Origin of the sequence: Pseudomonas sp. NBRC 111123, assembly GCF_001320205.1 — a bacterium.
In the GTDB taxonomy this organism is placed as follows: domain Bacteria; phylum Pseudomonadota; class Gammaproteobacteria; order Pseudomonadales; family Pseudomonadaceae; genus Aquipseudomonas; species Aquipseudomonas putida_J.
In genome coordinates this window covers 24,919-49,814 of sequence record NZ_BCAZ01000009.1, presented here as the reverse complement: position 1 = coordinate 49,814, position 24,896 = coordinate 24,919, and the positions used below count along the sequence as shown (strand labels likewise).

Here is a 24,896-nt window from a genome sequence, read left to right as displayed (position 1 = left end):
CCTTGCTGGCAGACAATGGGCGCACATAGCGATGGATACGTGTGATTCCAAGCATGAGGTGCTGTTCTTCCTTTTCTGGTGACTGACGTTCCTTTTTTACCCTTGCATGTATGCGCAAGCAGATGCAAGGCGCAAGCAACATCCGTTCGGTTACCGAACAGAAGCCGCATTCGCGCACTCAAGCCTTTAGCGGCAACTCCGATAGCTGCTCACCCGCCGTCGAAACCTCGACCAGACGTGGCGCCAACAAGCACAAGAGGAGTACTGCCCGCATGTTTGCCGACCTGAAGATCCGTACCGGAATGTTCTGGGTGCTGTTGCTGTTCAGCCTGACCTTGCTGTTCTCCACCGTCAGTGCCTGGCGGGCGGCGCTGGGCAGCGACGAGCAGATCACCGAGCTGGACCAGACCGCACACCAGTCGGATCGGTTGAACAATGCCCTGCTGATGGCCATCCGCTCCAGTGCCAACGTGTCTTCGGGCTTTATCGAGCAACTGGGTGGCCACGACGACAGCGCGAACAAGCGCATGGCGCTCTCGGTCGAGCTGAACGACAAGAGCCAGCAGCTGATCGATGAATTCGTCAACCAGGTGCAGGAGCCTGCGTTGCACGCGGTGGCCCAGGAGCTGCAAGCCACGTTCGGTGAGTATGCCAAGGCAGTGGCCGGCCAACGCGCAGCCACGCAGCAACGTTCGCTGGAGCAATACTTCAAGGTCAACACCGATGCCGGTAACGCCATGGGCCGGCTGCAGGCGCTGCGCCAGCAACTGGTCGCCGCCTTGAGCGAGCGCGGCCAGCAGATCATGCTGGAATCCGACCGCCGCCTTGGGCGTGCGCAACTGCTGAGCCTGGGGCTGCTGGCGGCGACATTGCTGCTCGCCGGGCTGTGCTGGGCGTTCATCGCGCAGCGCGTGCTGCAGCCACTGCGCGAGGCTGGCCGGCACTTTCAGCGGATTGCCGGCGGCGACTTGAGCGTGCCAGTCGAAGGGCATCGGCGCAACGAGATCGGCCAGTTGTTCCATGAACTGCAGCGCATGCAGCAGAGCCAGCGCGAGACCCTGAGCGGGATCAGCAGCTGCACCCGGCAACTGGCCGATGCAGCGACTGCCTTGAACACGGTCACCGAACAAAGCGCCAACCACCTGCGCCAGCAGGGCCAGGAGCTGGAGCAGGCCGCCACCGCCGTCACCGAAATGACCACGGCGGTGGAGGAGGTCGCGCGCAATGCCGTCACCACCTCCCAGGCTACCCACGCGTCCAACCAGCTGGCGGAAAAAAGCCGTCAGCAAGTCAGCGAAAATATCGATGGCACCCAGGCCATGACCCAAGAGATCCAGACCAGCAGCGCCCACCTGGCGCAGCTGGTGGGCCAGGTCCGGGATATCGGCAAGGTGCTTGAAGTGATCCGTTCGGTGTCCGAGCAGACCAATTTGCTGGCGCTCAACGCAGCCATCGAGGCGGCCCGCGCCGGGGATGCCGGGCGCGGCTTTGCCGTGGTGGCCGATGAAGTGCGTACGCTTGCCTACCGCACCCAGGCTTCGACCCAGGAAATCGAGCAAATGATCGGCCGTGTGCAACAGGGCACCGAAGCGGCTGTCGCCTCGATGCAAGCCAGCACCAGCAGGGCCCAGTCGACACTCGACGTCACCCTGGCCTCAGGCCAGGTACTGGAAGGCATCTACAGCGCCATCGGCGAGATCAACGAACGCAACCTGGTGATTGCCAGCGCAGCGGAAGAACAGGCGCAGGTGGCGCGCGAGGTGGACCGCAACCTGCTGAACATCCGCGAGCTGTCGAGCTATTCGGCGGCGGGTGCGCAGCAGACCAGCGAGGCCAGCCAGGCGTTGTCCGGGCTGGTCGGGGAGATGACGGCGCTGGTGGGGCGGTTCAAGGTCTGAGGCTCAGCTTTCCTTGCCCAATACGTAACGGTCGAACTGCTCGATGTACTCGTCGACGTTGTCTTCCAGCATCATCCGGTACTGCTCGCTGAAGTACTTCAGGATTTCCTCGCGCGCCGCCGCCATTTCGGCGCCGGACTTGAAGTTGCGGGCGCTGAGCCAGGCACTGAAGCGGCTGGCGGCAAAGGTCATCGAGGCGCTGACCTTGCCGACGTCGGCGAGTGTGTCGATCTGCTGGTTGGCCAGGTCGATATGCGCATCGGCGCGGTCGTAGAATGCCTGGTCGGTGGCTTGGGTCATGGGAATACCTGTGTGGGCGTGTCGTGCAGGGCGCAAAGCATGCCACAGCGGGTACCCCGCCGGCAGCATTTACCGGTGGCGGTTTATCCGGGTGAACGCGTCGCCGCCCCTGCGCGCCACCGTGTCCTGCTGGCTGACACAGTCTTCCAGGCGCCGCGCGATCGCGCGCAGCACCTGGTCACGGACGGCATGCCCGTGCACATCGTTGATGCCCTTGAAGTCGTTGATGTCGAGGAACAGCCGCGAGAACGGGCGGGCATGGTGCAGCGCACTGGCCAGCCGCTGGTTGAACAGCGAGCGGTTGCGCAGCCGGGTCAGCGGGTCGTGGTGAGCGAGAAAGCGAAGTTCCTGTTCGGCCTGGGCCAGTGCCATGGCGTTGCGCGCCACGCCGATGCGCGCGCCCACTTCTTCGGACCAGAAGGCCGAGCAGAGGATGTGCACCACGCCACCGTCCTTGTGCAGGTAGCGATTGCGGACGTTGCAATGCGGCTGGCCGTTCATCACCCGGATGATCGAGGCGCGCGTGGTTTCCAGGTCGTCGGGGGTGCATGTAGTGGGTGATCGGGGTGCCGATCAGCTCGTCGGCGCGGTAGCCGAGCAACGCCTTGCAGGCATTGCTGACGAACACGATGGTGTTGTCCCGGTCGACCACGAACACGGTGTCCAGCATCAGCTGGATCAGCTTGGGGTAAAGAGCTTGCAGGTCAACGGGCATAGGGGCGTCCGGTGCGTCGGGCTCGGGCGTGGCCAGCCTACACAGTGGCGGGCAGGTTCCACCCGCGGCCATTGATGCAGATATACTGCGCGGTCGTTTTGAGTATTCAGGAGTCGTTCATGCAGCAGGTTCTGCTCATCGTCGATGTCCAGTCCACCTTCAGCCCCCCCGAGTGGCTGGTGGACGGCATTCGTCTTTTGTCAGCGAGGATTCCGTCGGTTGCCTCGGTCGAATTGCACGATGAACAGGTGACGCCGTTCCAACGCCAGCTCGGCTGGCACCCAGCGGCCGAAGACGAGTGCCTGGTCGAAGTGGACCAGGTGTTCATCAAGCATGGCTATGGCCAGACTGCCGAGACCATCGCCCATATCAGGCAACTGGGCGTGGAGCGCGTGCTGGTTTGCGGCATGCAGACCGAGACTTGCGTGCTGGCGGCAGGCTTTGCGCTGTTCGATGCCGGGTTGTGCCCGACACTGGTGACCGACCTCACCGTCGGTTCCTCGCTGGACCGCTCCGGCAAGCTGGGCACCGACCTCTGGAAGCACCACTTCGGCAACGTGACCACACGGGCCGAGGTGATGGCCGAGGTCGCACAGTCGGGCTACTGAGAAAACTGCGAAAAGCCAGCGCGCATCGTTTAGCATGGGGGCGCCGATGCACCTGGCACCCCATCCTTGTCGAAACGCGTTAGCTCCCCCATGACTGCCTTCTACCTCAAGTTCCTCATCACCCCCACGCTCATGCTGGCCATCTCGTTGGCAGCCAGGCGCTGGGGTACGCAAATTGGCGGCCTGCTTTCCGGGCTGCCGGTCACGTCAGCTTTGGTTGTGCTGTTTCTCAGCCTTGAGCAGGGCCCGGGTTTTGCCTTGCAGGCGGTGCCCGGGGCACTGGCAGGCCTGGCGGCAGTGCAGGCGACCTACCTGTTCTACTACCTGGTGACGCGACGGGTTGGCGCCTTGCCCGGCTGCGTCACTGCGCTGGCGGTGTATGCCGCGACGGCAGCACTGATGAGCCATCTGGGCTGGGTGGGGTTGTCGGTGGCGGTGACGCTGGTGCTGCTGAGCTTGATCATCGTCGTCACCTCGCAACCGGCGCCCACCGGCAATGCCAAGGTGGTGCAACTGCCGCGCTGGGTGATCCCGATGCGCATGCTCACGGCCACCGCGCTGCTGGTGGCGATCACTGCCAGCGCCGAGTGGCTGGGGCCGGTGGCCAGCGGCCTGTTGGCGCCGATCCCGGTGATTGCCTGGCCGCTGGCGGTGTTCGCCCATGTTCAAGGTGGGCACCACGAACTGGGTGCCATCGTGCGTGGCAACGCCATTGGGGCGGTAGGCGTACTGGGCTTCTACCTGGCGGTCAAAAGCACCATCGCACAGTGGGGCAGCGTGCCGTCCATTGCCGTCGCCGTGGTGCTGGCCGTGGTGGCAACCTTCGCCCTGGCCAAGTTGCTCGACCGCCGCTGACTTCTGCACATCGGGCGGGTGCGTGTATCGCTTTGTATCAATGCGCCTGCCACCGCTACTCGCTTACAAATCCTGCGCTCGCCTGATACGCCCGGGATACATGCCTGGGGCCAAATGAGCCAGCCCGAACGAACACGCCTTACGGCCCGCGTTCCCTGGCTCTTTCGCCTTTGAGGCATGACCGTATGACTATCAGGAGAAACACCATGACCCGTATCCAGTTCCCCAACAAGACCCGTCTCGGCCTGCTCGGCATCGCCTTGGTAGGGGGTATCAACCTGGCGTCCTCGGCCTTTGCCGTCGAGGCATTGCCACAAGGCTATCAACTGGCGGCTGCGGAAAAGACCGGGGAGGGCAAGTGTGGGGAAGGCAAGTGCGGCGCCAGCGGCGCCAAGGCCAAAGCCACCCAGGCCGAAGGCAAGTGCGGTGAGGGCAAGTGTGGTGCCAGCGGCAAGGCCAAGGTTACTCAGGCTGAAGGCAAATGCGGTGAAGGCAAGTGTGGCGATGCTTCGTTTGCCCGCACCGACGCTGACCATGACGGCCGCGTTTCCCGTGCCGAACTGCTGGCGGTCGCCCCGGCTGCCGGCGCTGAGTTCGATGCGATCGACGCCAACCACGACGGCTACCTTTCCGAGGCCGAGGTCTACCAGTTCCGCAAGCACCAGTTCGACGCCAACGGCAATCCCTTCCCGACCGACCTGTACAGCAAGCTGAGCCAGGCGAAGAACTGAACCTCGACAGCATCCTCCCCAGGCGCAGGTCGGGGAGGGCGCTGTACCTCAAGGAGCATGCCGATGAACCCTTCATCTACCCTGCAGGGTGCGGGCCTGGGCTTGCGCCGCGCGCTGTTGCCCGAACTGCTGAACATGGACGCCGGTGCGGTGGATTTTCTCGAATGTGCCCCGGACAACTGGATCGGTGTCGGCGGTGCCTTCGGCGAAGGCCTGGCGCAACTGGCCGAGCGCTATCCGCTGGCCTGCCATGGCCTGTCGCTATCGCTGGGCGGGCCGGCACCGCTGGACCATGGCTTCCTGCGCCAGATCCGCGCATTTCTCGACCGTCATCAGGTACCGCTATTCAGTGAACATTTGAGTTACTGCGCCGATGACGGTCATCTCTACGACCTCATTCCGATGCCGTTCACTGACGAAGCTGTGCGCCATACCGCCCAGCGGATTGCTGAAGTCCAAGATGCCCTTGGCCGGCGCATTGCCGTGGAGAACATCTCGTATTACGCCGCGCCGTACCAGGCGATGAGCGAGATCGAGTTTCTGCAGGCGGTGTTGAGCGAGGCTGACTGCGACCTGCTGCTGGACATCAACAATATCGTGGTCAATGCCTGCAATCATCGCTACGACGCCGCCCAGTTCCTCGCCCAGGTGCCGGCCGAGCGGGTGGTCTGCCTGCATGTGGCCGGGCACTACGACGAAGCGCCTGACCTTAAGATCGATACCCATGGTGCCAGCGTCAAGGCGGATGTCTGGAGCCTGCTGGCCAGTGCCTACCAGCACCTTGGGCCGATACCGACCTTGCTCGAGCGCGACTTCAACCTGCCACCGCTGGCCGAACTGCTGGCCGAAGTACAGCATATTCGCAGCCTGCAACCCATGGCGCAGGCCCTGGCGGTGCGCCATGGCTGACGCGTTGCGCGAACAGCAACTGCGCATGGCCGGCCATATCCGCGACCCGCAGGCCAACCCGCCGCCGCCCGGTATCGACGCGCGGCGCCTGGCGGTGTACCGGCAACTGTTCTTTGGCAACCTGCAGTCGCTACTGGCCGGTAGCTTTCCGGTGCTGCATGCCAGCCTCGCTGCCACGCACTGGCAAGCCTTGTGCGAAGACTTCTATGCCAACCATCGCTGCCAGACGCCGCTGTTCACCGAAGTGGGCGGCGAGTGGGTCGGCTACCTGCAAGGGCGTACCGATCAGCCCGGCTGGGTCGCCGAACTTGCTCATTACGAATGGGTCGAGACGGCGTTGTTGCTGAGCGATGCCGCTGAACCTGAGCATGACCCTGAAGGCAATCTGCTCGAGGGTGTACCGGTGTTGTCCAGTCTCGCCCTGCCGCTGGCCTATGCCTGGCCGGTCAGTCACATCGGGCCGCAGCATCTGCCGGCTGCGGCATCCGCCGAGCCGACACTGTTGCTTGCCCACCGAGGTGCAGGCCACAAGGTGACCTTCTCGCGCCTTGCGCCGTTGGCCCATGCACTGTTGGCGTCGTTGCAAGCTCAGCCACTGAGCGGGCGTGAACACCTGGCAGCGCTGGCCGAGGCTGTCGGCGTCGCCCCCGCCGCCATCCAGGCGCCGGGCCTTGCACTGCTGCTCAGCCTGAAAGCCCAAGGCGTCGTGCTCGGTAGCCGCTGGGGCTAGGCCGGCGCCAGGCCATTGAGCAGCAGGCGCAGCGAAGCGTCGGCTGCGGCCTGGTAGTCGATACGTTGCCCGGCCTGGCTGGGGGCGTGCCAGCCCAGGCCAAGGCAGGACTGGGCGATGGCCCACACCGACGGCAACACATGCTCCGGGTTCACCGGCGCCAGCTTGCCGCTGCTGATCCACTGGCGCACATGCCCGGTGTTTTCCCGTGCCTGCTGCGCCCAGTGCTCGAGAAAGTTGCCAGGAATACGCTGGCCTCCCTCCTTGAGCTCCTGCAGCAGCACTTTCGAGGCGAACGGCCGGTGCTCGAACAGGCTGATCAGCGCTGTGACCGTGCGGCCCAGCGCCTGCAGCGGTTCGTCTTCGCCAGTGAACGGCGCGCAGGCCTGCAGGTAGCAGGGGGCGATATCCTCCAGCACCTTGCTGTAGATGTTGGCCTTGGACTTGAAGTAGTAGAGCACGTTGGAGCGGGGCAGGCTGGCCAGCGAGGCAATCGCCGATAGCTTGGTGGCGGCATAGCCCTGCTGGGCGAAAGCCTCGCCGGCGGCGTCGAGAATGACTCGGCGCACCGGCGCGCTCAGGGTGTCCTCGGTTCCTCGCGGCAGTTCGAACGGCATGATGTACACGGCAACGTTTCCTGGCTGCGCCGGTGCGGTTACCTGGGCGCTGAACAAATGAGAATCGCAATATACAAAAATATACAGCGATTGTGCGCAGGAATATTGCCCTGACGGTCAGGTGATCGCCTTGGCTGCCGTCAGCACCAACCCACGCAGCCACTTGGAAGACTGCGCCCGGTGCTTGCGCGTGCGCAGCAGTTGGGTATCGCAATTGGGCATGGCTTTGGCCACGGCGCCCTCGCTCAGGCCCGGGGCATCCGCGCAATGCTCCGGGCCGGTTCTGTTCATTTTGTCGCTATATACTAAAGAATATATCGATGCTTGGTTTCGTGCAGCTACCTCCAGTCCGGCAGAGCGTTGAGCAGTACGGTTTTCTCGCCAGTAGCCGCGCCCATCAGCACAAAACCCTGCAGCGGCCGTCGGTGCCGAAGTGCAGCCCGTGGTACGGGCAGATGATGTTCTCGCCTTGCACCCAGCCGCGGCTCAGCGGTGCGGCGCCACGGTGGCTGCAGATATCGCGGGCAGCGTTGAGCTTGCCGCCGGCGCGGTACAGCACGATGGGCTCATCGAGCCGGGTGACGGCCTAGGGTTTGTCTGCCACCTCGGCGCTGACGGCCACGGGGTGCCAGTGGTGGGTGAGGATTTCACGGTCGTGGGCGCTGAAGGAACGGGTCTGGGTGATCAGGTTCCAGGTCACGCTCTGGCAGGCTGGGGCGGTATCGGGCATTTCGCTTCTCCTTGTTTTCGAATGGCCAGGCCATCCTAGAGAAGCGCTGCCGGCGCGCCCATGGCGCGCCAGGCATGTTGGTCATGTGTGATCGGTTATGAGGCCCAAGGCCTCAACGGCGGTAGTCGCGGTGGTCGTAATGGTGGCCGCGATCATGGTGACGCTCCCAGTCACGGCGGCGCTCGGCTTCGCGGCGGGCTTGCTCGCGGCGCCACTGGGCCCGGCGCCACTCTTCACGGCGGCGGTCTTCGCTGCGGTAGTGCCAGCGCCCATCGCGCCAGTAGCGGTCGTCATGGGCCAGCATCGTGGCAGGTTGCGCATTGGCCACGCTGGCCAGGCTGGGCCAAGGGCTTCCGGCTGCGCGTGCAGGTGCCTGGGCAGCCGTTTCGTGGGCCAGGGCAGGGTTCGAGGTGTGCATCGTATTCGCCTGCGCCGAGCCGATGGCGGCCAGTGCGAACAGGCTGGTAAGCAGCAGTCTCGGGAGTTTGATGTTCATGTGCCAGGACAACCCCAGGTTGACATAGGGACATGCACCGGCGCGGCACCTTCGGCCTGCGGCCGGTGCACGCGTGTGCATGTCCCAATAGACAAGTAAATGGGGAAAAGTTCTGACCATTCAGCGGTTTAGTGATTTTCGCAAGGTCGGTGGGTGGTTATTTCGCGGTCAAGACGTGCGCTCGCGCAGCCATACCAGCGGGCGTGTCGGGTCATCGCTGCCCATGCGGGCGAAGGTGTCCGACTCGAGCATGGCTTTCGCTTGGGCGCCCAGCGCCAGCAGCCGTTCGGCGAAGCCTGGGTCGATGCTGCCGCTGTCTTCCAGCGACACGCCGCTCTGGCTGTGCTGGATGGCCAGGTGGTAATGGCTGGGCGCGTCAGCACTGGCGGCGAGAATGACGGTGTAGTGCGGGCCGAGTGTTGCGGCCAGGCGCCTTTGCACCAGGTCGAGCAGCGAGGTGTGAATGTCATCGTGCAGTGCCGTGGCCAGCGCGGTGGGGGCGAAGGGGGGCATGGGGTTACCTGAAAGGCTTGCTCATATTGATCTCAGCTTAGCCAAGGCGACTGTGAACCTGGTTTAAGCGAGGGTAAAAACCGGTAATTTGTGGGAGCGGCCTTGTGCCGCGAAAGGGCCACAGGGCGGCACCGGCAATCGGCCAGTTGGCGCGTGGATCCTGGGGCCGCTACGCAGCCCATTCGCGACGCAAGGCCGCTCCCACATAAGCGCAAAGGCGTTGAATCAGAAGGTCTGCCCCAGGGAGAACAGGAAGATCTGCGTCTCGGCGTTGTCCGGCTTCTTCAGCGTCGCGGCCAGGCTGAAACTCAGCGGCCCCATCGGCGCCGATGGCTTCGGCCTGGGGCTGGCGATCGCCCGCCGCGCCATTGGGCTGCACCAGGGCAGTATCAGCGCGAAGGCGAGCGAGGCGGGTGGCTTGAGCGTGGCAATCCTGTTGCCACGCCTGGGTTGAAGTGGCGACCCCGCCACAGCCTGTGGGAGCAGCCTTGTGTCGCGAAAGGGCTGCGCAGCAGCCCCAGGTTTTTTGCTTCGCCGCGATAATGCCGAGGCCGCTGCGCGGCCCTTTCGCGGCACAAGGCCGCTCCCACAACGGTCAATCAGCGGCCTAGCATCACGGTCTGCAGCTGCGCCTGAGCCTGCTGCACGGTCTTCGCCTGGGTCGTCAGGTCTTGCAGCAAGCCATTCAGTTCAGCCTGTACTTTCGGGTCGTTGACCTTGACGATCGGCCCGTTGATCTCGATCTGCGCCTTGTGCGCGTCCACGTAGTCGGCGACTTTCAGGCTGCTGTCGAGGGTGCCGTTGATCTGCGGTAGCACCTGCAGGAAGGTATCGGCCGGGACACTGACGGTGCGGTCGTAGGCCTTGTCGTAGACCACTTTGAGGTCATCAGGCTGCTTGAGCTGGGCATGCGCGCTGTCGGCCTTGGCTTTCTGCTCCTGCAGCTGGATGCCCATGTCATTCAGGCCGGCCTGTACCGCCTTGATGTCGTCACGGCGGCGGGTGATATCGTTCAGCGAACGCACCGCGCCTTTCTGCAGCAGGCTGCCCAGTGGTTTCACGGCGGTATCCATGGCGCCGTTGAAGTCGGTGATCACCGCGTAATGGCCGGTATAGGGGCCAAACGCCTTGGATTCATCGGAGCTCAGCTTGGGCACGTGAACGCCAGGCTTGTCGACGATACGGGTTTGCAGAAATTCGCTGAAGGCGGCCCGCTGCTTGGGTTCATTGTCGCCACAGGCGGCGAGGGCCAACGGCAGGGCGAGGGCAAGCAGCCATTGGGGGCGGAATGAGACGTTCATGTCGATGAAACTCCATATGTGGTTGAGGCACGCCAGCGCTGTGGCTCGCGCAGCGTGCAAGGGTAGCGCTATTTCAGGTGTGGCTCCAATCGCCGCAAGCCATCACTCCATTCAAGCCAGTGCCAGCGTAAACCCGTCAATCCCCCGCCCGAGCTTGAGCGCCTGGCCATGCAGCACGCGCATCAGGTGCAGCGCCGACTGCGAGGGTGGCTCGAAGCGCGAATACACGAAGCTGATATCGAAATGGATCTCGTCGGCCAAGGGCACCACATGCAGGCCGCTGTCCTGCGCGACGAACTCGTCGATCACACTGATGCCCATGCCCTGCTTGACCAGTGCCACGGCTTCGTTGGCATTGGTGAATGACAGCAGCGAATCCAGCTGCAGGCCGCGCCGCTGGATATGGCCGGCCAACAGTTGGCCGAACGGCATGTCCGGGCGGAACAGCAGCAGCGCATGGCCCTGCAGCTGTTGCAGGGCCAAGGACGGTTGCTGTGCCAAGGCATGCCCGGCCGGCATCACCACCACCATGCGCCCGCGCATGAAGGCCTGGGAGTACAGGTGGTCGTGGATCACCGGCAACGCGGCGATCGACAGGTCGACGGTCTTGGACAGGATCTGATTGGGCATGGCGTGCATCAGCGAGGTCTGCCACTCGATCTGCAGCGACGGCGCTTCGCGCTTGAGCTGGGCCAGCGCGGCGGGGATCACCACGGTAGATAGCGAAGCACTGCAGGCGATACGCAGCGTGCGGTGAGTACCGGCGGCCAGGGAGTGGGCGCACTCGTTCACCTGCAAGGCCGCCTGGTACACCCGCTCGACCTCGCGGTACAGCACCTGCGCCTCGGCCGTGGGCACCAGGCGGTTGTTGATGCGCTCGAACAGCCGGTAGTTCAGGCGCCCCTCGATATAGCCGATCAACTTGCTCACGGCCGGCTGGGACACGTAGAGCATCTTCGCTGCCGCGCTGATCGAGCCAGTCAGCATCACCGCGCGGAACACTTCCATGTGCCGCAGCTTGAAGACCATCGTCGTGCCGTCCGGGTTTTCCTGAGCGGGGGTCATGCCTATTACCTTCGGTTATGGTCTTCGCCATCTGTGTATGAGCGCTGTGCAACCGCCCGCAGTATCGTGAGCCCAGGCAAATCGCCCTGGCGGCGAACAATAACAAGATCTGCAGGCAAGCGCATTGGCGCTTGAAGGAACCGCGCTTGAACATCTACGACGAACCCAAGATCGACTGCCATAACCATTTGTTTGACCCTGCACGCTTCGCTTACCACCCCGACGCCCCCTACGCGCCGTCCGGCCAGGAGGTCGCCACCCTGGCCCAGTTCAACCAGGTGATGGATGCCTATGGCGTGCGCCACGCCTTGCTGGTGGGGCCGAACAGTGGCTACCACACCGACAATGCCCTGCTGTTGCACGCACTGGCTGCCGGCCAGGGGCGCTTCAAGGGGATCGCGGTGGTCGAACGGCAGATCAGCCTGGACGCACTGGCCGCGCTGCGCGAGCAGGGCGTGGTCGGTGTGGCCTTCAACCCGGCGCTGTACGGCGTGGGGAGCATGCGCGATGCCGAGCCGCTGTTCGGCAAGCTGGCGGAACTGGGCATGTTCGCCCAGGTGCAGGTCTGCGAAGATCAGTTGCTGGACCTGCAGTGGCTGATCGAAAACGCCTCGGCGCGCCTGTTGATCGACCACTGCGGCCGCCCGGATGCCGCTGGCGGCCTGCAGCAAGCCGGCTTCCAGGCCCTGCTGCGGCTGGCCCGCAGCGGGCGGGCCTGGGTGAAATTGTCAGGCATGCAGAAGTTCGCCGAGGCCGATGGCCTGTATGAGCAAAGCCACGACTACGTACGCGTACTGCTCGAATCGTTCGGGCCGGATGCCTGCGTGTGGGGCTCGGACTGGCCGTTCATCCGCCAGCATGCGCGGGTCGACTACGGCCCGCTGCTGAAACTGGCCGAGCGCCTGATGCCCGACGCCCGCCTGCGCCGCAAGGTCATGTGGGACACCCCGAGGCGGTTGTTCGGCTTCGCCTGATTCCTTGCACTTGCCATTCCAATAACAAGAGAGCAATCGCCATGAGCACTGAGCAGCCAATCGGCGCCGGGGTGTTCGATACCCTCGACACCCCCGCGCGCGCGCAACAACGCACCCGTACCCGTTTCATGATCCTGGCGCTGATTTCCGGTGGCACCATGATCAACTACCTGGACCGCAGCGTGATGGGTATCGCCGCCCCGAGCATCAGTGCCGACCTGGGCCTGAACGCGGCGATGATGGGGGTGATCTTCTCGGCATTTTCCTGGACCTACGCGGCCGCGCAGATTCCCGGCGGCATCCTCATCGACCGCCTCGGCACCAAGCTCACCTACTGGCTGGCGCTGACCCTATGGTCGCTGTTCACTGGCCTGCAGGGCTTGGCCCAGGGCTTTTTGTCGCTGCTTGGCATGCGTTTTCTGGTCGGCGTGACCGAAGCGCCGTGCTTCCCCACCAACAGCCGTGTGGTGGCGACCTGGTTCCCACAGAGCGAGCGAGCCCGGGCAACCGGGATCTACACCTTTGCCGAGTACACCGGGCTGGCGTTCCTGACACCGTTGCTGTTCTGGGTACTGCATGCTTATGGCTGGCGCTTCCTGCTGATGGCGGTGGGCCTGCTGGGCATCGTCTATGGCCTGGTGTGGTGGCGTAAATACCACGAGCCGCACCAGTCGACCTCCGCCAACCAGGCAGAGCTCGACCATATCGCCGCTGGCGGCGGGGTGGTGGACGGCGGGCAGAAGGCCACGAAGTTCAGCTGGTCGCAGATCCCGGCGTTGCTCAAGCACCGCAACATGCTTGGCATCTGCCTGGGGCAGTTCGCCTGCAACTCGACCAATGTGTTCTTCCTCACCTGGTTCCCCACTTACCTGGTCACCGAGCGGCACATGCCTTGGCTGAAGGTAGGTTGGGTGGCGGTGCTGCCGTTCATTGCCGCGTCGCTGGGCACGCTGGTGGGTGGCTGGATTTCCGATGCGCTGCTGCGCCGTGGCTATTCGCTGAACCTGGCGCGCAAGCTGCCGGTGATTGCCGGGCTGCTGACGGCATCGATCATCGTGCTGGCCAACTATGTCGAGTCCGACGCGCTGGTGATCACCATCCTGTGTGTCGCCTATTTCGCCCAAGGCATGTCGGCCCTGGCCTGGATGATCGTTTCCGATATTGCGCCAAAGGGCCTGCTGGGCCTGAGCGGCGGCTTGTTCAACCTGTTCGCCAACGCCGCCGGCATCGTCACCCCGCTGACCATCGGCCTGATCGTCACCGCCACTGGTTCGTTTGTATGGGCGCTGGTCTTCGTGTCGTCGATCACCGCGCTCGGTGCGCTGTGTTACCTGTTCATGGTGCGCGACCTGCGTCGCCTGCCGGATATTCCTTCTGTTGAAAATGGAGCAAGACAATGAGCCAACTCCTGCACGGGCAAACTGCAATCGTCACCGGAGGCATGCGCGGCATTGGCCTGGCAATCGCCCAGCGCCTGCACCAGGCCGGCGCCCAGGTGGTGATCTGGGACCTTGCGGTCGATGGCTGGAACAGTGTTGAAAACGGTTTCGAGCCAGTATTGCGCCAAGCGGTGGATGTGGCTTCGCTGGCATCGGTGGAGGCTGCGTTCGCTGCGGCGCTGGCCCAGGTCGGGCCAATCGAGATCCTGGTCAATAACGCCGGTATCAACGGCCCGGTGGTGGCTTCGTGGGAATACCCGCCTGAAGCGTGGGACAAGGTCATCGCCATCGACCTCAACGGCGTGTTCTATTGCTGCCGCACTGCCATCCCGCACATGCGCGAGCGGGGCTACGGGCGCATCGTCAATGTCGCCTCGATGGCTGGCAAGGATGGCGTGCAGTACATCTCGGCGTACTCGGCGGCCAAGGCCGGCGTCATCGCGTTCACCAAAGCGGCGGCCAAGGAGCTGGCACAGGACGGCGTGCTGCTCAACTGTATCGCCCCGGCCATGGTCGAGACGCCACTGATGGCCGAAATGACCCCGGAACACATCGCCGCCAGCAAGGCCAAGATCCCCATGGGGCGCTTCCTCAAGGTCGAAGAGATTGCCAACATGGTGACCTGGATCGCCGGGCCGGAATGCAGCTTCACCACCGGCTTCGTGTTCGACCTCAGTGGCGGGAGGGCGACCTATTGAGGCCGCTGGCGGTTGCCCACCTGACGGCGCTGGACTTGGCGCCGGTCGAGTTGCTGCGCAAGGCAGCGCAGGTCGGCTTCAGTGCAGTGGGGCTCAGGCTGCATCCGGTGCAGCCGGGTGCCACAGGCTACCCTCTGGAGGCGGGCAGCGCGGCTGCACGTGAGCTGAAGGCAGCGATAGCGGGCGAGAGCGTGCAGGTCAGTGATATCGAGTTCGTTTCGCTGACGCCTGCATTCCAGCTTGCCGACCATGAAGGCTTGCTTGCCGCTGGCGCGGAGCTCGGCGCAAGCAGCCTCACGGTTTCGGGTGACGATCTGGATAACGCACGCCTCGTGCACAACCTCGCGGCCTTGTGCGAACTGGCCAGCGGCTACGGCCTGCGTGTGGATCTGGAATTCATGCGCTGGCGGGCAGTGGCGAACGTGCAGCAAGCCGTGGCCGCGGTGGCCGCGACCGGGCAGAGGAATGCCGGCGTGCTGGTGGATGCGCTGCACCTGTATCGTTCGGGTGGGGATGAGCAGGCGCTTGCCCAGCTGGACTCGCGGTTTTTGCGGGCTGTGCAGTTGTGCGATGCACCGCTGCAGGCGCCGGCCGAGGCGTTGATCATTCAGGAGGCACGGGAAGGGCGATTGTTGCCAGGGAGCGGGCAGTTGCCGCTGGCGGCACTGTTGAATGCGTTGCCCGCCGATGTGCAGGTCAGCGTTGAAACACCCTCGGCGCTGCTCGCGCCTGATCTGCGGCTGAAGGCCGCCTATGAAGCGACCCGATCCTGGTTGAGCCGGAGTTGAATCAGGGGCTGCAGCGCGGCCCCAACGATCAGATTACCCGGGCGTTGTGCAACGCCTCCAGCGCCTCCCCGCGCAGCCGCGCCAGGCGCTCGTCCGTCCGCTCCCGCGGATACCCCAGCCCGACCCGCAGTTCCCGGCGGACCGTCCCGGGTCGGTTGCCGATCACCAGCACTCGATCACTCAGGTACAGCGCCTCGTCCACATCATGGGTCACCACCAGCAAGGCAATCCCGTGCCGGCGGGCCAGCTGCAGCAGCAAGTCCTGCAGCTTGAAACGGGTAAATGCATCCACTGCACTGAACGGCTCGTCGAGCAGCAACAAGTGTGGCTGGCCATACAGGCCGCGGGCGATGGCCACACGCTGGGCCATGCCGCCGGACAATGCCTTGGGCAAGGCATCGGCGAAGCCTGTGAGCCCGACTTCTTCGATCAGCGCAGCCACCCTGACGCGGTCGTAGCGGTTGTCTTCACTGAAGCCGATATTGTCGGCCACGCTCAGCCAAGGCATCAGCCTGGGCTCCTGGAACACCAAGCCAACGTGCTCGGGGCGCCGGTGCAGGAGGCCGCTGAAGTGTGGGTCGAGCTGTGCCACCAGCCGCAGCAAGGTGCTCTTGCCGCAGCCGCTGGGGCCCAGCAGGCTGACGATCTCGCCGGGTTGCAGCTGCAAGTCGATTTGCCCCAGTACAGGGGTGCTGCCGAAGGACTTGGCTTCGACCTGCAGGTCGAGCAGAGGCGCAATGGGTTGCGTGCGTAAGGGTTGATTCATCGGTTCAAGCCTTTGTGTCGGTGCCATCGAACGTGTCGCGCCAGGCCAGCCAGCGCTTTTCCAGCCCGGCCAGCAGCCCATCGCTGAGTTTGCCGAGCAAGGCCAGGACGATAATCGCCGCCAGCACCAGGTCTGGCCGCGAGGTTTCCCGGCCATCGCTGAGCAGGTAGCCCAGGCCGCGGGTGGCGGCGATCAGCTCGGCAGCAACGAGGAACATCCAGCTCAGGCTCAGTGCGCTGCGCAACCCGGTGAAAACCCCCGGGATTGCGGCAGGCAGCAGCACCCGCCGGGCCAGGCGCAGCGGGCCGAAGCCGTACATGCGGGCAACCTCGACCAGCTTGCGGTCGATGTTGCGGATTGCCGCCACGCCGTTGAGGTACACCGGGAAGAACGCACCGATGGCGATCAGCGTGACCTTGGAGGTTTCGCCGATGCCCAGCCACAGCAGCAACAGCGGTACCCAGGCCAGGCTGGGAATCGCGCGCAGGCTGGCGAAGGTCGGCTCGAGCCAGGCTTCGGCTTCACGGCTGAGCCCGACCCAGGCGGCGAACAGCAGGCCGAGCAAGGAACCGATGGCGAACCCGGCCAGCACCCGACCCAGGCTGGCGCCAATGTGCTTCCATAACGCACCGTCTGCCAGTTGCAGCAGGGTCAGGGCAACCTCGCTGGGGGCTGGCATCTGGTAAGACGCGATCCAGCCCAGGCGCACCACTGCCTCCAGCAGAGCGATCAGTGCCAGCGGCAATGCCAGGCCCTTCAGTCGGCGTGGCCATTGCCGCGGTGCAGGCACGGGCAGGGTGTTGGTGGTCATTCGATGTTGGCCTTGCCGAAGGTCGGATCGATCAGGTGGTCAATCACCTGGTCGACGTTCGCCCCCCGCTTGACCAGCTCTTCGGAAACCAGGATCGGTGCTGCGGCCTTGGAGGCGGTCGCATCCTCGGCCGTCAGCTGTGGAGCGGAGAGGTCTGTGCGCGACAGCTGCCGCTTGGCCACATCAAGCGGCAGCTTGGACGCGTCAGCCAGCAGCTGGGCGAATTCATCCGGGTGCGCGATCGCCCAGTGGCGGGCCTTTTCATAAGCCTTGATGACTGTGGCGATGGTCTGCGGGTGCTGCTTGGCAAAGCCCTCGGTGACGCTGATCACGCCGTAGCTGTTGAAGTCCTTGTTGCGGTACAGCAGGCGCGAACCCGCTTGCAGCTCGCTGGCGGCCATGTGAGGGTCGAGGCCTGCCCAGGCGTCGACATCGCCTTTTTCCAGGGCGGTACGGCCGTCTGGATGCTGCAGGTGCAGCAGTTCGACGTCGTCCTTGTTCAGGCCGGCTTTTTCCAGGGCGCGCAAGGTGAACAGATAGGGGTCGGTGCCCTTGGTGGCGGCAATCTTCTTGCCCTTGAGGTCGGCGATGCTGTTCAGCGGCGAGCCCTTGGCCACCACCAGCGCGGTCCATTCGGCACGGCTGTACACATACACCGACTTGATCGGGCTGCCGTTGGCGCGGGCCAGCACCGCGGAGAGGCTGGCAGAGGAGCCGAAGTCGGCACCGCCGCTGTTGAGGTATTCGAGCGAGCGGTTGCTGCCCTGGCTGAACACCCAGCTGACCTTGGAGTCGGGCAGGGCTTGTTCCAGCCAGCCGAAGTGCTTGAGCACCAGGCTCACCGGCGAGTAATAGGCGTAGTCCAGGCGCACTTCCTTTGGCGCGGTCTCAGCGTGAGCGGCGGGGTTGAGGAGGAGGGCGGCCAAGGCGGCGGTGAGGGTTTTCAGGGGCAGCAGGCGCATTGCAGGATCCAGTCGAATGAAGTGTGTTCATTCGATTGCAGGGGACATGCCATTTGGCCAGCTACTTGCCCGGCGAAGCGGTGCAAACCCTGTGGGAGCGGGTTTGCCCGCGAATGCGTCTGTAAATTCGCTGCCACATTCGCGGGTAAACCTGCTCCCACAGGTCATGTGCCTGGCCGCCGGGCTGTGCGTGCAGGCACTTTCTGCTGATCGGCTGTTGCTGCGCAGACAGTGGCAGGCCACTCAAGGGTTGACCTGGTATCCACGCCCCTGCAGGCAACCGCTATAGGCACTGGCATGCGCCGAGCTTTGCGCCTGGCCCTGGTTGCGCCGGTCTTCGCGGCGCTCCTGGCGTTGCCGCGAGGCACCTACCGCAGCACCGGCAGCGGCCCCCTGGCCTGCGCGGTTCTGCCGGTATTCCTGCTTGGCATTGTCGCTGGCGCGGTCGTACACCGCGTCATGCTGATTACCCCGCACCTGGGCGCCTACCGCACCCGCTGCGGCACCGGCCGCCGCGCCCTTGACCCTGCCGCCGACATGGCTGCCAGAAGTACTGTTGCCGGCGCTGTTCGCGGCGTTGGTGGCCACGGTGTTGCAGTCGTTGATGTCCAACTGCATCTGCTGACTGCTCTGGCCCTTGAGTGGCACCACCGACTGGGCCTGGGCTGCCGACGCCGCACACAGCAGCATCAGCAGGTAACTCCATGTGAACGCACGCATCGCACACCTCCACTGGAAGGGGGATTGCATCTCACAGGATAGCTGCCTGCAGCCGCGTCCGCTGCGCGCGTGCACTTCATGGGGTCGGACAGTTTCCTGTGAAGAATTTCGCCCGGCGAACAAAGGGTTATTGGTAACTTAAGGTAAACAATGAGTTGAATTTCATTGTATTACTGCAATTTGGAAAAGCCTTTACCGTTAGCCCACGTGATAACCACACGCAATCTGGGCCAAAGCGCGTTCTGCCTGTACGCATCAGCTGGCCCAGCCGCCACATTCATCCGACTCACAACAATAATTCGGAGACGGCAATGGCCAAGCGACTGTTAGGCAAGCTGTACGTACAAGTGTTAATAGGCGTGTCCCTGGGCATCGTGCTGGGGGTGTTCTGGCCTGAAGTCGGCACCGACATGAAGCCGCTGGGTGACGCCTTCATCAAGCTGATCAAGATGGTCTTCGCACCGATCATCTTCGCCACGGTGGTGCTGGGCATCGCCAAGATGGAAAACATGAAAGAACTGGGCCGGGTCGGCGCCCGGGCGCTGATCTACTTCGAGGTGCTGTCGACCTTCGCCCTGGTGCTCGGCCTGGTGGTGGTCAACCTGGTGCAGCCGGGGCAGGGCATGAATGTAGACCCTGCCACCCTCGATACCCAGGCCATTTCCACCTACACCGCGGCGGCCGCCAGTGGTTCGGGTGGTTTCACCGACTTCCTCCTGCATGTGATCCCCGGCAGCGTGGCCGAAGCCTTCGTCAGGAACGAAATCCTGCAGATCCTGTTGTTCTCGACCTTGCTGGGCATTGCCCTGGCCAACCTCGGCGAACGCGGCAAGCCGATGGTCGATGTGCTCGAAGCGTTTTCCCACGGCATGTTCTACATCGTCGGCCTGGTGATGCGGGTTGCGCCGCTGGCGGCTTGTGGCGCCATGGCATTCACGGTCGGCAAGTACGGCCTGGGTTCGATCGTGTCGCTGGGCAAGCTGATGGCGACCATGTACCTGACCTGCTTCCTGTTCGTGGTCCTGGTCCTGGGCAGCATCGCGCGGATGTCGGGCTTCAGCCTTTGGAAGTTCCTCAAGTACCTGCGCGAAGAGCTGTTCACCGTGCTTGGCACCAGCTCCTCCGAGTCGGTGGTTCCGCAACTGATGAACAAGCTTGAGAAGGTTGGCGTGTCCAAGCCGGTAGTCGGCCTGGTAATCCCGTCGGGGCTGACCTTCAACCCCGATGGCCAGTGCATCTACTACACCATGGCGGCGATCTTCATCGCCCAGGCCACCAATACACCGTTGACCCTGATGGACCAGCTGATCGTGCTCGGCGTGCTGCTGCTCACCTCCAAAGGGTCCGCAGGCGTGACCGGCTCGGGCTTCATCACCCTGGCCGCGACCCTGGCGACCATGGACAACATCCCGGTGGCCGGCATGGTCCTGCTGCTCGGCGTCGATCGCTTCATGTCCGAAGCCCGCGCCATCACCAACACCATTGGCAATGCCGTCGGCACCATGGCCATCGCCAAGTGGGTCGGCGCCCTGGACAGCGTACGGATGAACCAGGTGCTCGACGGCCAGGCCGTTACCCAGCCCGAAGCGCCAGCCAGCGCCAGCCCAGCCGCAGAGCCAGCCAGCCACCCCGCATACAGACAAGAAAAGCCTTGTGATGCACTGAGGAGATAACCGTGGATACCGTAGAAAAAGACAATGCCGTCTCATCGCTGACCGACACCTTGGCCAAGTTCACCGCCTACATCGGCAAGCGCCTGCCCAAGGACGTCAAGGCAAAGACCGCCAAACTGCGCGCGGCGGAGACCAACCCGCTGGCCATCGCCGTCTACGATTCGATGGCCGACAATCAGGACTATGCCGACAAACTGAACCGCCCCAGTTGCCAGGACACCGGGGTGATCCAGTACTTCATTTCAGCTGGCGCGCGCTTCCCGTTGCTGGGCGAGATGGAAGGCATCCTCGAAAACGCCACCAAGGAAGCCACTGTCCACGGGCCATTGCGCCACAATGCGGTGGAAACCTTCATCGAGAAGAACACCGGCACCAACACCGGCTCGAAGATCCCGTGGCTGGACTGGGAAATCATCCCCGATGCCGACTACGCCATCGTCGATGTGTACATGGCCGGTGGCGGCTGCACCTTGCCGGGGTCGGCCAAGGTGCTGATGCCCGGGCAGGGTTACGAAGGGGTGACCGAGTTCGTCTTCGATGTGATCACCTCGCGCGGGGTCAACGCCTGCCCGCCGTTGCTGGTGGGTGTGGGGGTATCGACCTCGGTGGAGACTGCTGCACGCCTGTCGAAAAAGGCCATCCTGCGGGAGGTGGATTCCAGCCACCCCAACGCAAGCGCGGCGATGATGGAGAAACTGCTGGAAGACGGCCTCAATGAGATCGGCATCGGCCCCCAGGGCCTGACCGGCAACAGCAGCGTGATGGGGGTGAACATCGAGTCCTCGGCGCGCCACCCGTCGACCATCGGTGTCGCCGTGTCGACCGGCTGCTGGGCGCACCGGCGCGGCAAGATCCGCATCAATGCCGACCTCTCTTACGACATCCTCTCCCACGAAGGTGTGACCCTGTGAACAGCCCTGTAAAAAAGATCATCAGCACCCCCATCAGCGACGAAGACCTGGCCAGCCTCAACGTCGGCGATGTCGTCTACCTCAGCGGCCAGCTGGTGACCTGCCGTGATGTGGCCCACCGCCGGCTCATCGAGCTGGGGCGCGAGCTGCCGGTGGATCTGCGTGGAGGCGCGATCTTCCATGCCGGCCCCATCGTCAGGAAGAAAGATGATGGCAGCTTCGAAATGGTCTCCATCGGCCCGACCACCAGCATGCGCATGGAAAAGTTCGAGAAGCAGTTCATCGAGCAGACCGGTGTGAAACTGATCGTCGGCAAGGGCGGCATGGGGCCGGAGACCACCACCGGCTGCCTGGAGAACAAAGCGGTGCATGCGGTGTTCCCTGGCGGCTGCGCGGTACTGGCGGCCACCCAGGTCGAGGAAATCGAGCGCGCCGAATGGCAGGACCTGGGCATGCCGGAGACCTTGTGGGTCAACCGCGTGCGTGAGTTCGGGCCACTGATCATCTCCATCGACACCAAGGGCAACAACCTGTTCGAGCAGAACAAAGCCCGCTTCAACGAGCGCAAGGGGGCGGTGATCGAGAAGATCAACAGCCAGGTGCGCTTCATCAAGTAATGTTTTACCTGTACCGGCCCATTCGCGGGTAAACCCGCGCCCACACGAATAATCACAGTCCTCAAGGCTGCATGGGCCTGTGGGAGCGGGTTTACCCGCGAATGGGCCAGTACAGGCAATACAGGGCTCAATGGGCCGTTCGCAACGGCACTTCCCGCAACAACCAAGACAAGGCAAAAGCCACGCAGGTAATCACCGCCGCCACCAGAAACACCCCATGCATGGCGCCGGAAAATGCCTGCAGATACGCCTGTTGTTGCGCGGGTGCCAAGGCATGCACCGCCGTAGGCGACAGGCTCGCCGCGCCGCCGCTGCTGGCCGCGAAATCACTCGGCAGGCCAGCGAGCAGCGCATGGGAAAACAACGCCCCGAACACCGACACCCCCACCGAGCCGCCAATCGAACGGAACAGCGTGGCCCCGGAAGTCGCCACACCCAGGTGCCGCCGCTCGACGCTGTTCTGCACGGCCAGGATCAGCACCTGCATCACCATGCCCAGGCCTGCGCCAAGCAGCCCCATGTACAAATTCATGCGCCACATCGGTGTATCCAGTTCCAGGCGGCTGAGCAGCCCCAGGGCGACCACCTGCAGCAGCGTGCCGACAATCGGGAATATCCGGTAGCGCCCCCAGCGGCTGATCAGCCGCCCGGTAATCGCCGACACCACCAGCAATCCCCCCATCAGCGGCAGCATCTGCAGGCCGGCGCTGGTGGGCGACGCGCCCTTCACCACCTGCATGTACAGTGGCAGGAATGTCACCGAGCCGAACAGCGACACGCCAACGATCAGCCCGATCAACCCGGCGAGCACGAAGGTACGGTGACGAAACAGGTGCAGCGGCATGATCGGCTCGGCCGCGCGGCGTTGCTCGAACACGAAGCCGACCAGGCCGATGACGGCGAACAGTGCCAGGCACAGGATATCCAGCGAAGCCCAAGGCAGCAGGCTGCCGCCCAGGCTGGTGATCAGCACCAGCGCCCCCAGGGTGATGGTCAGGAAGAACGCGCCGATGTAGTCGACCACATGCTTGACCGGGGCCACGTGCGGGCGGAACACACTGCCGATCACCACGACTGCCAGCAGGCCCAGCGGCAGGTTGATGAAGAAGATCCAGTGCCATGACAGGTGCTCGACCAGAAACCCGCCGATCAGCGGGCCAACCACAGTGGCCAGGCCGAACACGCCACCGAACAGGCCCTGGTAGCGGCCGCGTTCGGCAGGCGGTATGACGTCGCCGATGGCCGCCATGGCGACCACCATCAGGCCGCCACCGCCCAGGCCCTGCAGCGTGCGGAACAGGATCAGCTGGGTCATGTCCTGGGCCAGCCCGCACAGCGCCGAGCCGAGCAGGAACAACGCGATGGCAATCTGCAGGACGCGCTTGCGCCCGTAAAGGTCGCCGAACTTGCCGTACAGCGGCACGACCACGGTCGAGGCCAGCAGGTAGGCGGTGACTACCCAGGACAGCCAGCGCAGCCCGCCGAGGTCGCTGACGATGGTCGGCAGTGCGGTGGAGACGATGGTCTGGTCCAGTGCCGCGAGGAACATCACCAGCATCAACGCGCCGAGCAGCAGCGGGATGGAGGCCTGGGTACCCGGTTCGGTCTGTACGGAGGAGGGCGCGTCAGCGCAAGTCGGTTGCATACGGTTGCCTTGAGCCTGTGAGTGCGATTGAGCGTCCATGTGCGGTCAGCGGCCTATGCCTTGGGCGTGCTGGCGGCCGGCTTCCTGCAGGCCGGCGAGGGCAAAGCTGAACAGCTGGGCAGACACGTCTTCGGCCGGCATGCCGAGGATTTCGTGCAGGGTCCCGGTGGACCCGCGCGGGCCGATCAACAGCATCGCCCAGGGTGCGGTGACACAGAGGATGCAGCGGGTCAGTGCCGGGTCGTCCCGCGGGATGGCGGTGATCTCGCTGAACAGGGCCTTGAGCAGCGACAGCTTCAACGGTGCTTCGGCCTGCATGTGCGCCTGGCCGTGCGGGCTGGGCGCGAGGATTTCTGCGGCCAGCACGCGCAGGTGCCAGTTGTCGCGACGCTGCGTGGCCTTGCGCACGACCAGTTCGACCAGCGCCCTCAATTTTTCCGCCGCCGGTTGCTCGCCGAGGATGATCCGCTGCAGGTCGCTGATGTCCAGAAAGCGCCGCCGTGCTTCGTCGAGCACGGCCAGGTACAGGCCATTACGGCTGCCGAAGTGGTAGTTGATCGAGGCCAGGTCGACCTCGGCCTTGGCAGCGACGGCCTTGTTGCTGGCCTCGGCATAGCCCACGGCGGCGAACAGTTCGCCAGCGGCCTGGAGGATGCGGGTGCGGGTGGCTTCGCCATCCTTGCGCGGTTCGCGCTGTGTGGTGGCCATGATGGGGCGCTCGAATCGGTGCGATGACAGGCAGCCTGATTCAGTTTTAAATTAAATTAAATTCAATTTAAATTTAAGGCGTACCGCCGCCCGGCGACGGAAGGTGTCGCTGCGTTGCACCGGATGGCGCACGCCACTAGGGGGAGAGGCCTTGGTTGTGGTATACAACGCGGTAACCCACATCACCTTCGCTGGCATTTGGATGCGTCGCGGCTGACTGGTGATTTCCTTGCACCTGCTTCCTTTACTGTGAAACGGAGATTCGAAGATGACCGCCACCGACCGTCTGAGCCTGCTGCAGTACGAGCACCTGGGCCTGGACGATGTTGCCGCTGCCGAATTCAAGGTGGCCCTGGAGGAGCTGCGCAAGCTGGCGCTGGAAGACCGTTACGAACACCCTGCAGCCCTGCACCTGGGTGACATCGCCGACGCCGAGAACCGTCAGGAACTGGCTGAGACCAAAGGCTGGGGCATCGGCTTCTTGCAGGGGCTGACCTGCGCCAAGGCACTCTCGCAGGAGCATCTGGAAGCGCTGCGTCGGGTGTTCCAGGCCGCGGCCGAACGTGCGATCACGCGCATGTGCCGTTAAGTACAACGTATTGACCCTGCCGCTGCCCGCAATGGGCAGCGGCAACCTGCCCATTCCCGAACGCCTGTGCCAGCGGTGGCATGTAGAGCCTGCGGTGATAACCGCCCCTTTGCCTATCTGCCCGACA

At 64.0% G+C, this 24,896-nt stretch carries 28 protein-coding genes and 4 pseudogenes; 15 read left to right on the top strand and 17 right to left on the bottom strand.

Features of this window, described 5'->3' with window-relative positions:
- Positions 1-272: 272 nt before the first annotated feature.
- A complete protein-coding gene (locus APH27_RS07190; protein ID WP_060484466.1) occupies positions 273-1,898 on the top strand; it encodes a methyl-accepting chemotaxis protein in 1,626 nt (541 codons plus the stop codon).
- Between the two features lie 3 nt (positions 1,899-1,901).
- Here APH27_RS07190 and APH27_RS07185 read toward each other — a convergent pair whose 3' ends face one another.
- Together APH27_RS07185 and APH27_RS07180 are read right to left on the bottom strand one after the other, a co-directional pair.
- Positions 1,902-2,198, bottom strand: coding sequence for a DUF3144 domain-containing protein (locus APH27_RS07185; RefSeq protein WP_060484422.1), 297 nt, complete (start codon positions 2,196-2,198; stop codon positions 1,902-1,904).
- Positions 2,199-2,288: 90 nt separating this feature from the next.
- Positions 2,289-2,913, bottom strand: a pseudogene (locus APH27_RS07180) (diguanylate cyclase domain-containing protein); the annotation flags it as partial.
- A 119-nt stretch (positions 2,914-3,032) separates the two neighbouring features.
- Here APH27_RS07180 and APH27_RS07175 point away from each other — a divergent pair.
- The 5 genes from APH27_RS07175 to APH27_RS07155 all read left to right on the top strand — a co-directional run bounded on the left by APH27_RS07175 (position 3,033) and on the right by APH27_RS07155 (position 6,746).
- A complete protein-coding gene (locus APH27_RS07175; RefSeq protein ID WP_027918868.1) occupies positions 3,033-3,521 on the top strand; it encodes an isochorismatase family protein in 489 nt (162 codons plus the stop codon).
- A gap of 90 nt (positions 3,522-3,611) precedes the next feature.
- On the top strand, positions 3,612-4,376 hold the full coding sequence (locus tag APH27_RS07170; protein WP_060484421.1) for a hypothetical protein: 765 nt from the start codon (positions 3,612-3,614) through the stop codon (positions 4,374-4,376).
- A gap of 206 nt (positions 4,377-4,582) precedes the next feature.
- Complete coding sequence (locus APH27_RS07165) at positions 4,583-5,107, top strand: hypothetical protein (RefSeq protein ID WP_060484420.1); 525 nt, start codon at positions 4,583-4,585, stop codon at positions 5,105-5,107.
- Between the two features lie 63 nt (positions 5,108-5,170).
- Entirely contained in the window at positions 5,171-6,016 is an 846-nt protein-coding gene (locus tag APH27_RS07160) for a DUF692 domain-containing protein (RefSeq protein ID WP_060484419.1), read from the top strand.
- Positions 6,009-6,746: a DUF2063 domain-containing protein gene (locus tag APH27_RS07155; RefSeq protein ID WP_060484418.1), complete on the top strand. Its 738-nt coding sequence runs from the start codon at positions 6,009-6,011 to the stop codon at positions 6,744-6,746. Before APH27_RS07160 ends, APH27_RS07155 begins: the two co-directional genes overlap by 8 nt.
- Here APH27_RS07155 and APH27_RS07150 read toward each other — a convergent pair.
- The 7 genes and pseudogenes from APH27_RS07150 to APH27_RS27120 all read right to left on the bottom strand — a co-directional run.
- The gene (locus APH27_RS07150; RefSeq protein ID WP_033696191.1) at positions 6,743-7,363 is read right to left on the bottom strand and encodes a TetR family transcriptional regulator C-terminal domain-containing protein; all 621 of its coding nucleotides are present in this window, start codon (positions 7,361-7,363) and stop codon (positions 6,743-6,745) included. The two genes, APH27_RS07155 and APH27_RS07150, sit on opposite strands and share 4 nt — an antisense overlap.
- Positions 7,364-7,480: 117 nt before the next feature.
- A complete protein-coding gene (locus APH27_RS26345; RefSeq protein WP_156335865.1) occupies positions 7,481-7,654 on the bottom strand; it encodes a hypothetical protein in 174 nt (57 codons plus the stop codon).
- Positions 7,655-7,760: 106 nt separating this feature from the next.
- Positions 7,761-7,934 (bottom strand): annotated as a pseudogene (locus tag APH27_RS25715) (Rieske 2Fe-2S domain-containing protein); the annotation flags it as partial.
- A gap of 15 nt (positions 7,935-7,949) precedes the next feature.
- On the bottom strand, positions 7,950-8,093 hold the full coding sequence (locus APH27_RS26340) for a hypothetical protein (RefSeq protein ID WP_156335864.1): 144 nt from the start codon (positions 8,091-8,093) through the stop codon (positions 7,950-7,952).
- 112 nt (positions 8,094-8,205) lie between these two features.
- The gene (locus tag APH27_RS07145) at positions 8,206-8,589 is read right to left on the bottom strand and encodes a hypothetical protein (RefSeq protein ID WP_060484417.1); all 384 of its coding nucleotides are present in this window, start codon (positions 8,587-8,589) and stop codon (positions 8,206-8,208) included.
- Positions 8,590-8,757: 168 nt separating this feature from the next.
- Positions 8,758-9,102: a hypothetical protein gene (locus APH27_RS07140; RefSeq protein ID WP_027918874.1), complete on the bottom strand. Its 345-nt coding sequence runs from the start codon at positions 9,100-9,102 to the stop codon at positions 8,758-8,760.
- 225 nt (positions 9,103-9,327) lie between these two features.
- Positions 9,328-9,423 (bottom strand): annotated as a pseudogene (locus APH27_RS27120) (BamA/TamA family outer membrane protein); the annotation flags it as partial.
- Between APH27_RS27120 and APH27_RS27115 the strand changes: the two are divergent.
- Positions 9,416-9,556, top strand: a pseudogene (locus APH27_RS27115) (two-component sensor histidine kinase); the annotation flags it as partial. The pseudogenes APH27_RS27120 and APH27_RS27115 sit on opposite strands and share 8 nt — an antisense overlap.
- Positions 9,557-9,701: 145 nt before the next feature.
- On the opposite strand, the gene APH27_RS07130 reads toward APH27_RS27115, so the two are convergent.
- Complete coding sequence (locus APH27_RS07130; protein ID WP_060484415.1) at positions 9,702-10,403, bottom strand: DUF3053 domain-containing protein; 702 nt, start codon at positions 10,401-10,403, stop codon at positions 9,702-9,704.
- A 111-nt stretch (positions 10,404-10,514) separates the two neighbouring features.
- Positions 10,515-11,468, bottom strand: a complete 954-nt coding sequence (locus APH27_RS07125; protein WP_027918877.1) for a LysR family transcriptional regulator — start codon at positions 11,466-11,468, stop codon at positions 10,515-10,517.
- A gap of 146 nt (positions 11,469-11,614) precedes the next feature.
- On the opposite strand from APH27_RS07125, the gene APH27_RS07120 reads away from it, so the two are divergent.
- The 4 genes from APH27_RS07120 to APH27_RS07105 are packed head-to-tail and all read left to right on the top strand — an operon-like array spanning position 11,615 to position 15,367.
- A complete protein-coding gene (locus APH27_RS07120; protein ID WP_060484414.1) occupies positions 11,615-12,442 on the top strand; it encodes an amidohydrolase in 828 nt (275 codons plus the stop codon).
- A gap of 41 nt (positions 12,443-12,483) precedes the next feature.
- Positions 12,484-13,842, top strand: a complete 1,359-nt coding sequence (locus APH27_RS07115; RefSeq protein ID WP_027918879.1) for an MFS transporter — start codon at positions 12,484-12,486, stop codon at positions 13,840-13,842.
- The gene (locus APH27_RS07110; RefSeq protein ID WP_060484413.1) at positions 13,839-14,579 is read left to right on the top strand and encodes an SDR family NAD(P)-dependent oxidoreductase; all 741 of its coding nucleotides are present in this window, start codon (positions 13,839-13,841) and stop codon (positions 14,577-14,579) included. Before APH27_RS07115 ends, APH27_RS07110 begins: the two co-directional genes overlap by 4 nt.
- A complete protein-coding gene (locus tag APH27_RS07105) occupies positions 14,576-15,367 on the top strand; it encodes a sugar phosphate isomerase/epimerase (RefSeq protein WP_060484412.1) in 792 nt (263 codons plus the stop codon). Before APH27_RS07110 ends, APH27_RS07105 begins: the two co-directional genes overlap by 4 nt.
- A gap of 28 nt (positions 15,368-15,395) precedes the next feature.
- Here APH27_RS07105 and APH27_RS07100 read toward each other — a convergent pair whose 3' ends face one another.
- The 4 genes from APH27_RS07100 to APH27_RS07085 all read right to left on the bottom strand — a co-directional run bounded on the left by APH27_RS07100 (position 15,396) and on the right by APH27_RS07085 (position 18,626).
- A complete protein-coding gene (locus APH27_RS07100) occupies positions 15,396-16,133 on the bottom strand; it encodes an ABC transporter ATP-binding protein (RefSeq protein ID WP_050437216.1) in 738 nt (245 codons plus the stop codon).
- Between the two features lie 4 nt (positions 16,134-16,137).
- Positions 16,138-16,944: an ABC transporter permease gene (locus APH27_RS07095; RefSeq protein ID WP_060484411.1), complete on the bottom strand. Its 807-nt coding sequence runs from the start codon at positions 16,942-16,944 to the stop codon at positions 16,138-16,140.
- Positions 16,941-17,906 carry an aliphatic sulfonate ABC transporter substrate-binding protein gene (locus tag APH27_RS07090; protein WP_027918884.1) on the bottom strand — a complete coding sequence of 322 codons (966 nt, stop codon included), beginning with the start codon at positions 17,904-17,906 and terminating at the stop codon, positions 16,941-16,943. The genes APH27_RS07095 and APH27_RS07090 overlap by 4 nt, the downstream gene beginning before the upstream one ends.
- A gap of 243 nt (positions 17,907-18,149) precedes the next feature.
- On the bottom strand, positions 18,150-18,626 hold the full coding sequence (locus APH27_RS07085) for a YMGG-like glycine zipper-containing protein (RefSeq protein ID WP_027918885.1): 477 nt from the start codon (positions 18,624-18,626) through the stop codon (positions 18,150-18,152).
- Positions 18,627-18,937: 311 nt separating this feature from the next.
- On the opposite strand from APH27_RS07085, the gene APH27_RS07080 reads away from it, so the two are divergent.
- Genes APH27_RS07080 through ttdB form a run of 3 tightly spaced genes read left to right on the top strand, consistent with a single transcriptional unit; the run spans position 18,938 to position 21,827 of the window.
- Positions 18,938-20,299: a dicarboxylate/amino acid:cation symporter gene (locus tag APH27_RS07080; RefSeq protein WP_156335862.1), complete on the top strand. Its 1,362-nt coding sequence runs from the start codon at positions 18,938-18,940 to the stop codon at positions 20,297-20,299.
- Between the two features lie 2 nt (positions 20,300-20,301).
- Positions 20,302-21,210 carry a L(+)-tartrate dehydratase subunit alpha gene (gene ttdA / locus APH27_RS07075; RefSeq protein ID WP_027918887.1) on the top strand — a complete coding sequence of 303 codons (909 nt, stop codon included), beginning with the start codon at positions 20,302-20,304 and terminating at the stop codon, positions 21,208-21,210.
- Positions 21,207-21,827: a L(+)-tartrate dehydratase subunit beta gene (gene ttdB / locus APH27_RS07070; protein WP_060484410.1), complete on the top strand. Its 621-nt coding sequence runs from the start codon at positions 21,207-21,209 to the stop codon at positions 21,825-21,827. The genes ttdA and ttdB overlap by 4 nt, the downstream gene beginning before the upstream one ends.
- 127 nt (positions 21,828-21,954) lie before the next feature.
- Here ttdB and APH27_RS07065 read toward each other — a convergent pair whose 3' ends face one another.
- Complete coding sequence (locus APH27_RS07065; RefSeq protein WP_060484409.1) at positions 21,955-23,472, bottom strand: MDR family MFS transporter; 1,518 nt, start codon at positions 23,470-23,472, stop codon at positions 21,955-21,957.
- A 45-nt stretch (positions 23,473-23,517) separates the two neighbouring features.
- Complete coding sequence (locus APH27_RS07060) at positions 23,518-24,180, bottom strand: TetR/AcrR family transcriptional regulator (RefSeq protein WP_060484408.1); 663 nt, start codon at positions 24,178-24,180, stop codon at positions 23,518-23,520.
- A 268-nt stretch (positions 24,181-24,448) separates the two neighbouring features.
- Between APH27_RS07060 and APH27_RS07055 the strand changes: the two genes are divergently transcribed.
- Positions 24,449-24,769, top strand: coding sequence for a hypothetical protein (locus tag APH27_RS07055; RefSeq protein WP_027918891.1), 321 nt, complete (start codon positions 24,449-24,451; stop codon positions 24,767-24,769).
- Positions 24,770-24,896: the final 127 nt, after the last annotated feature.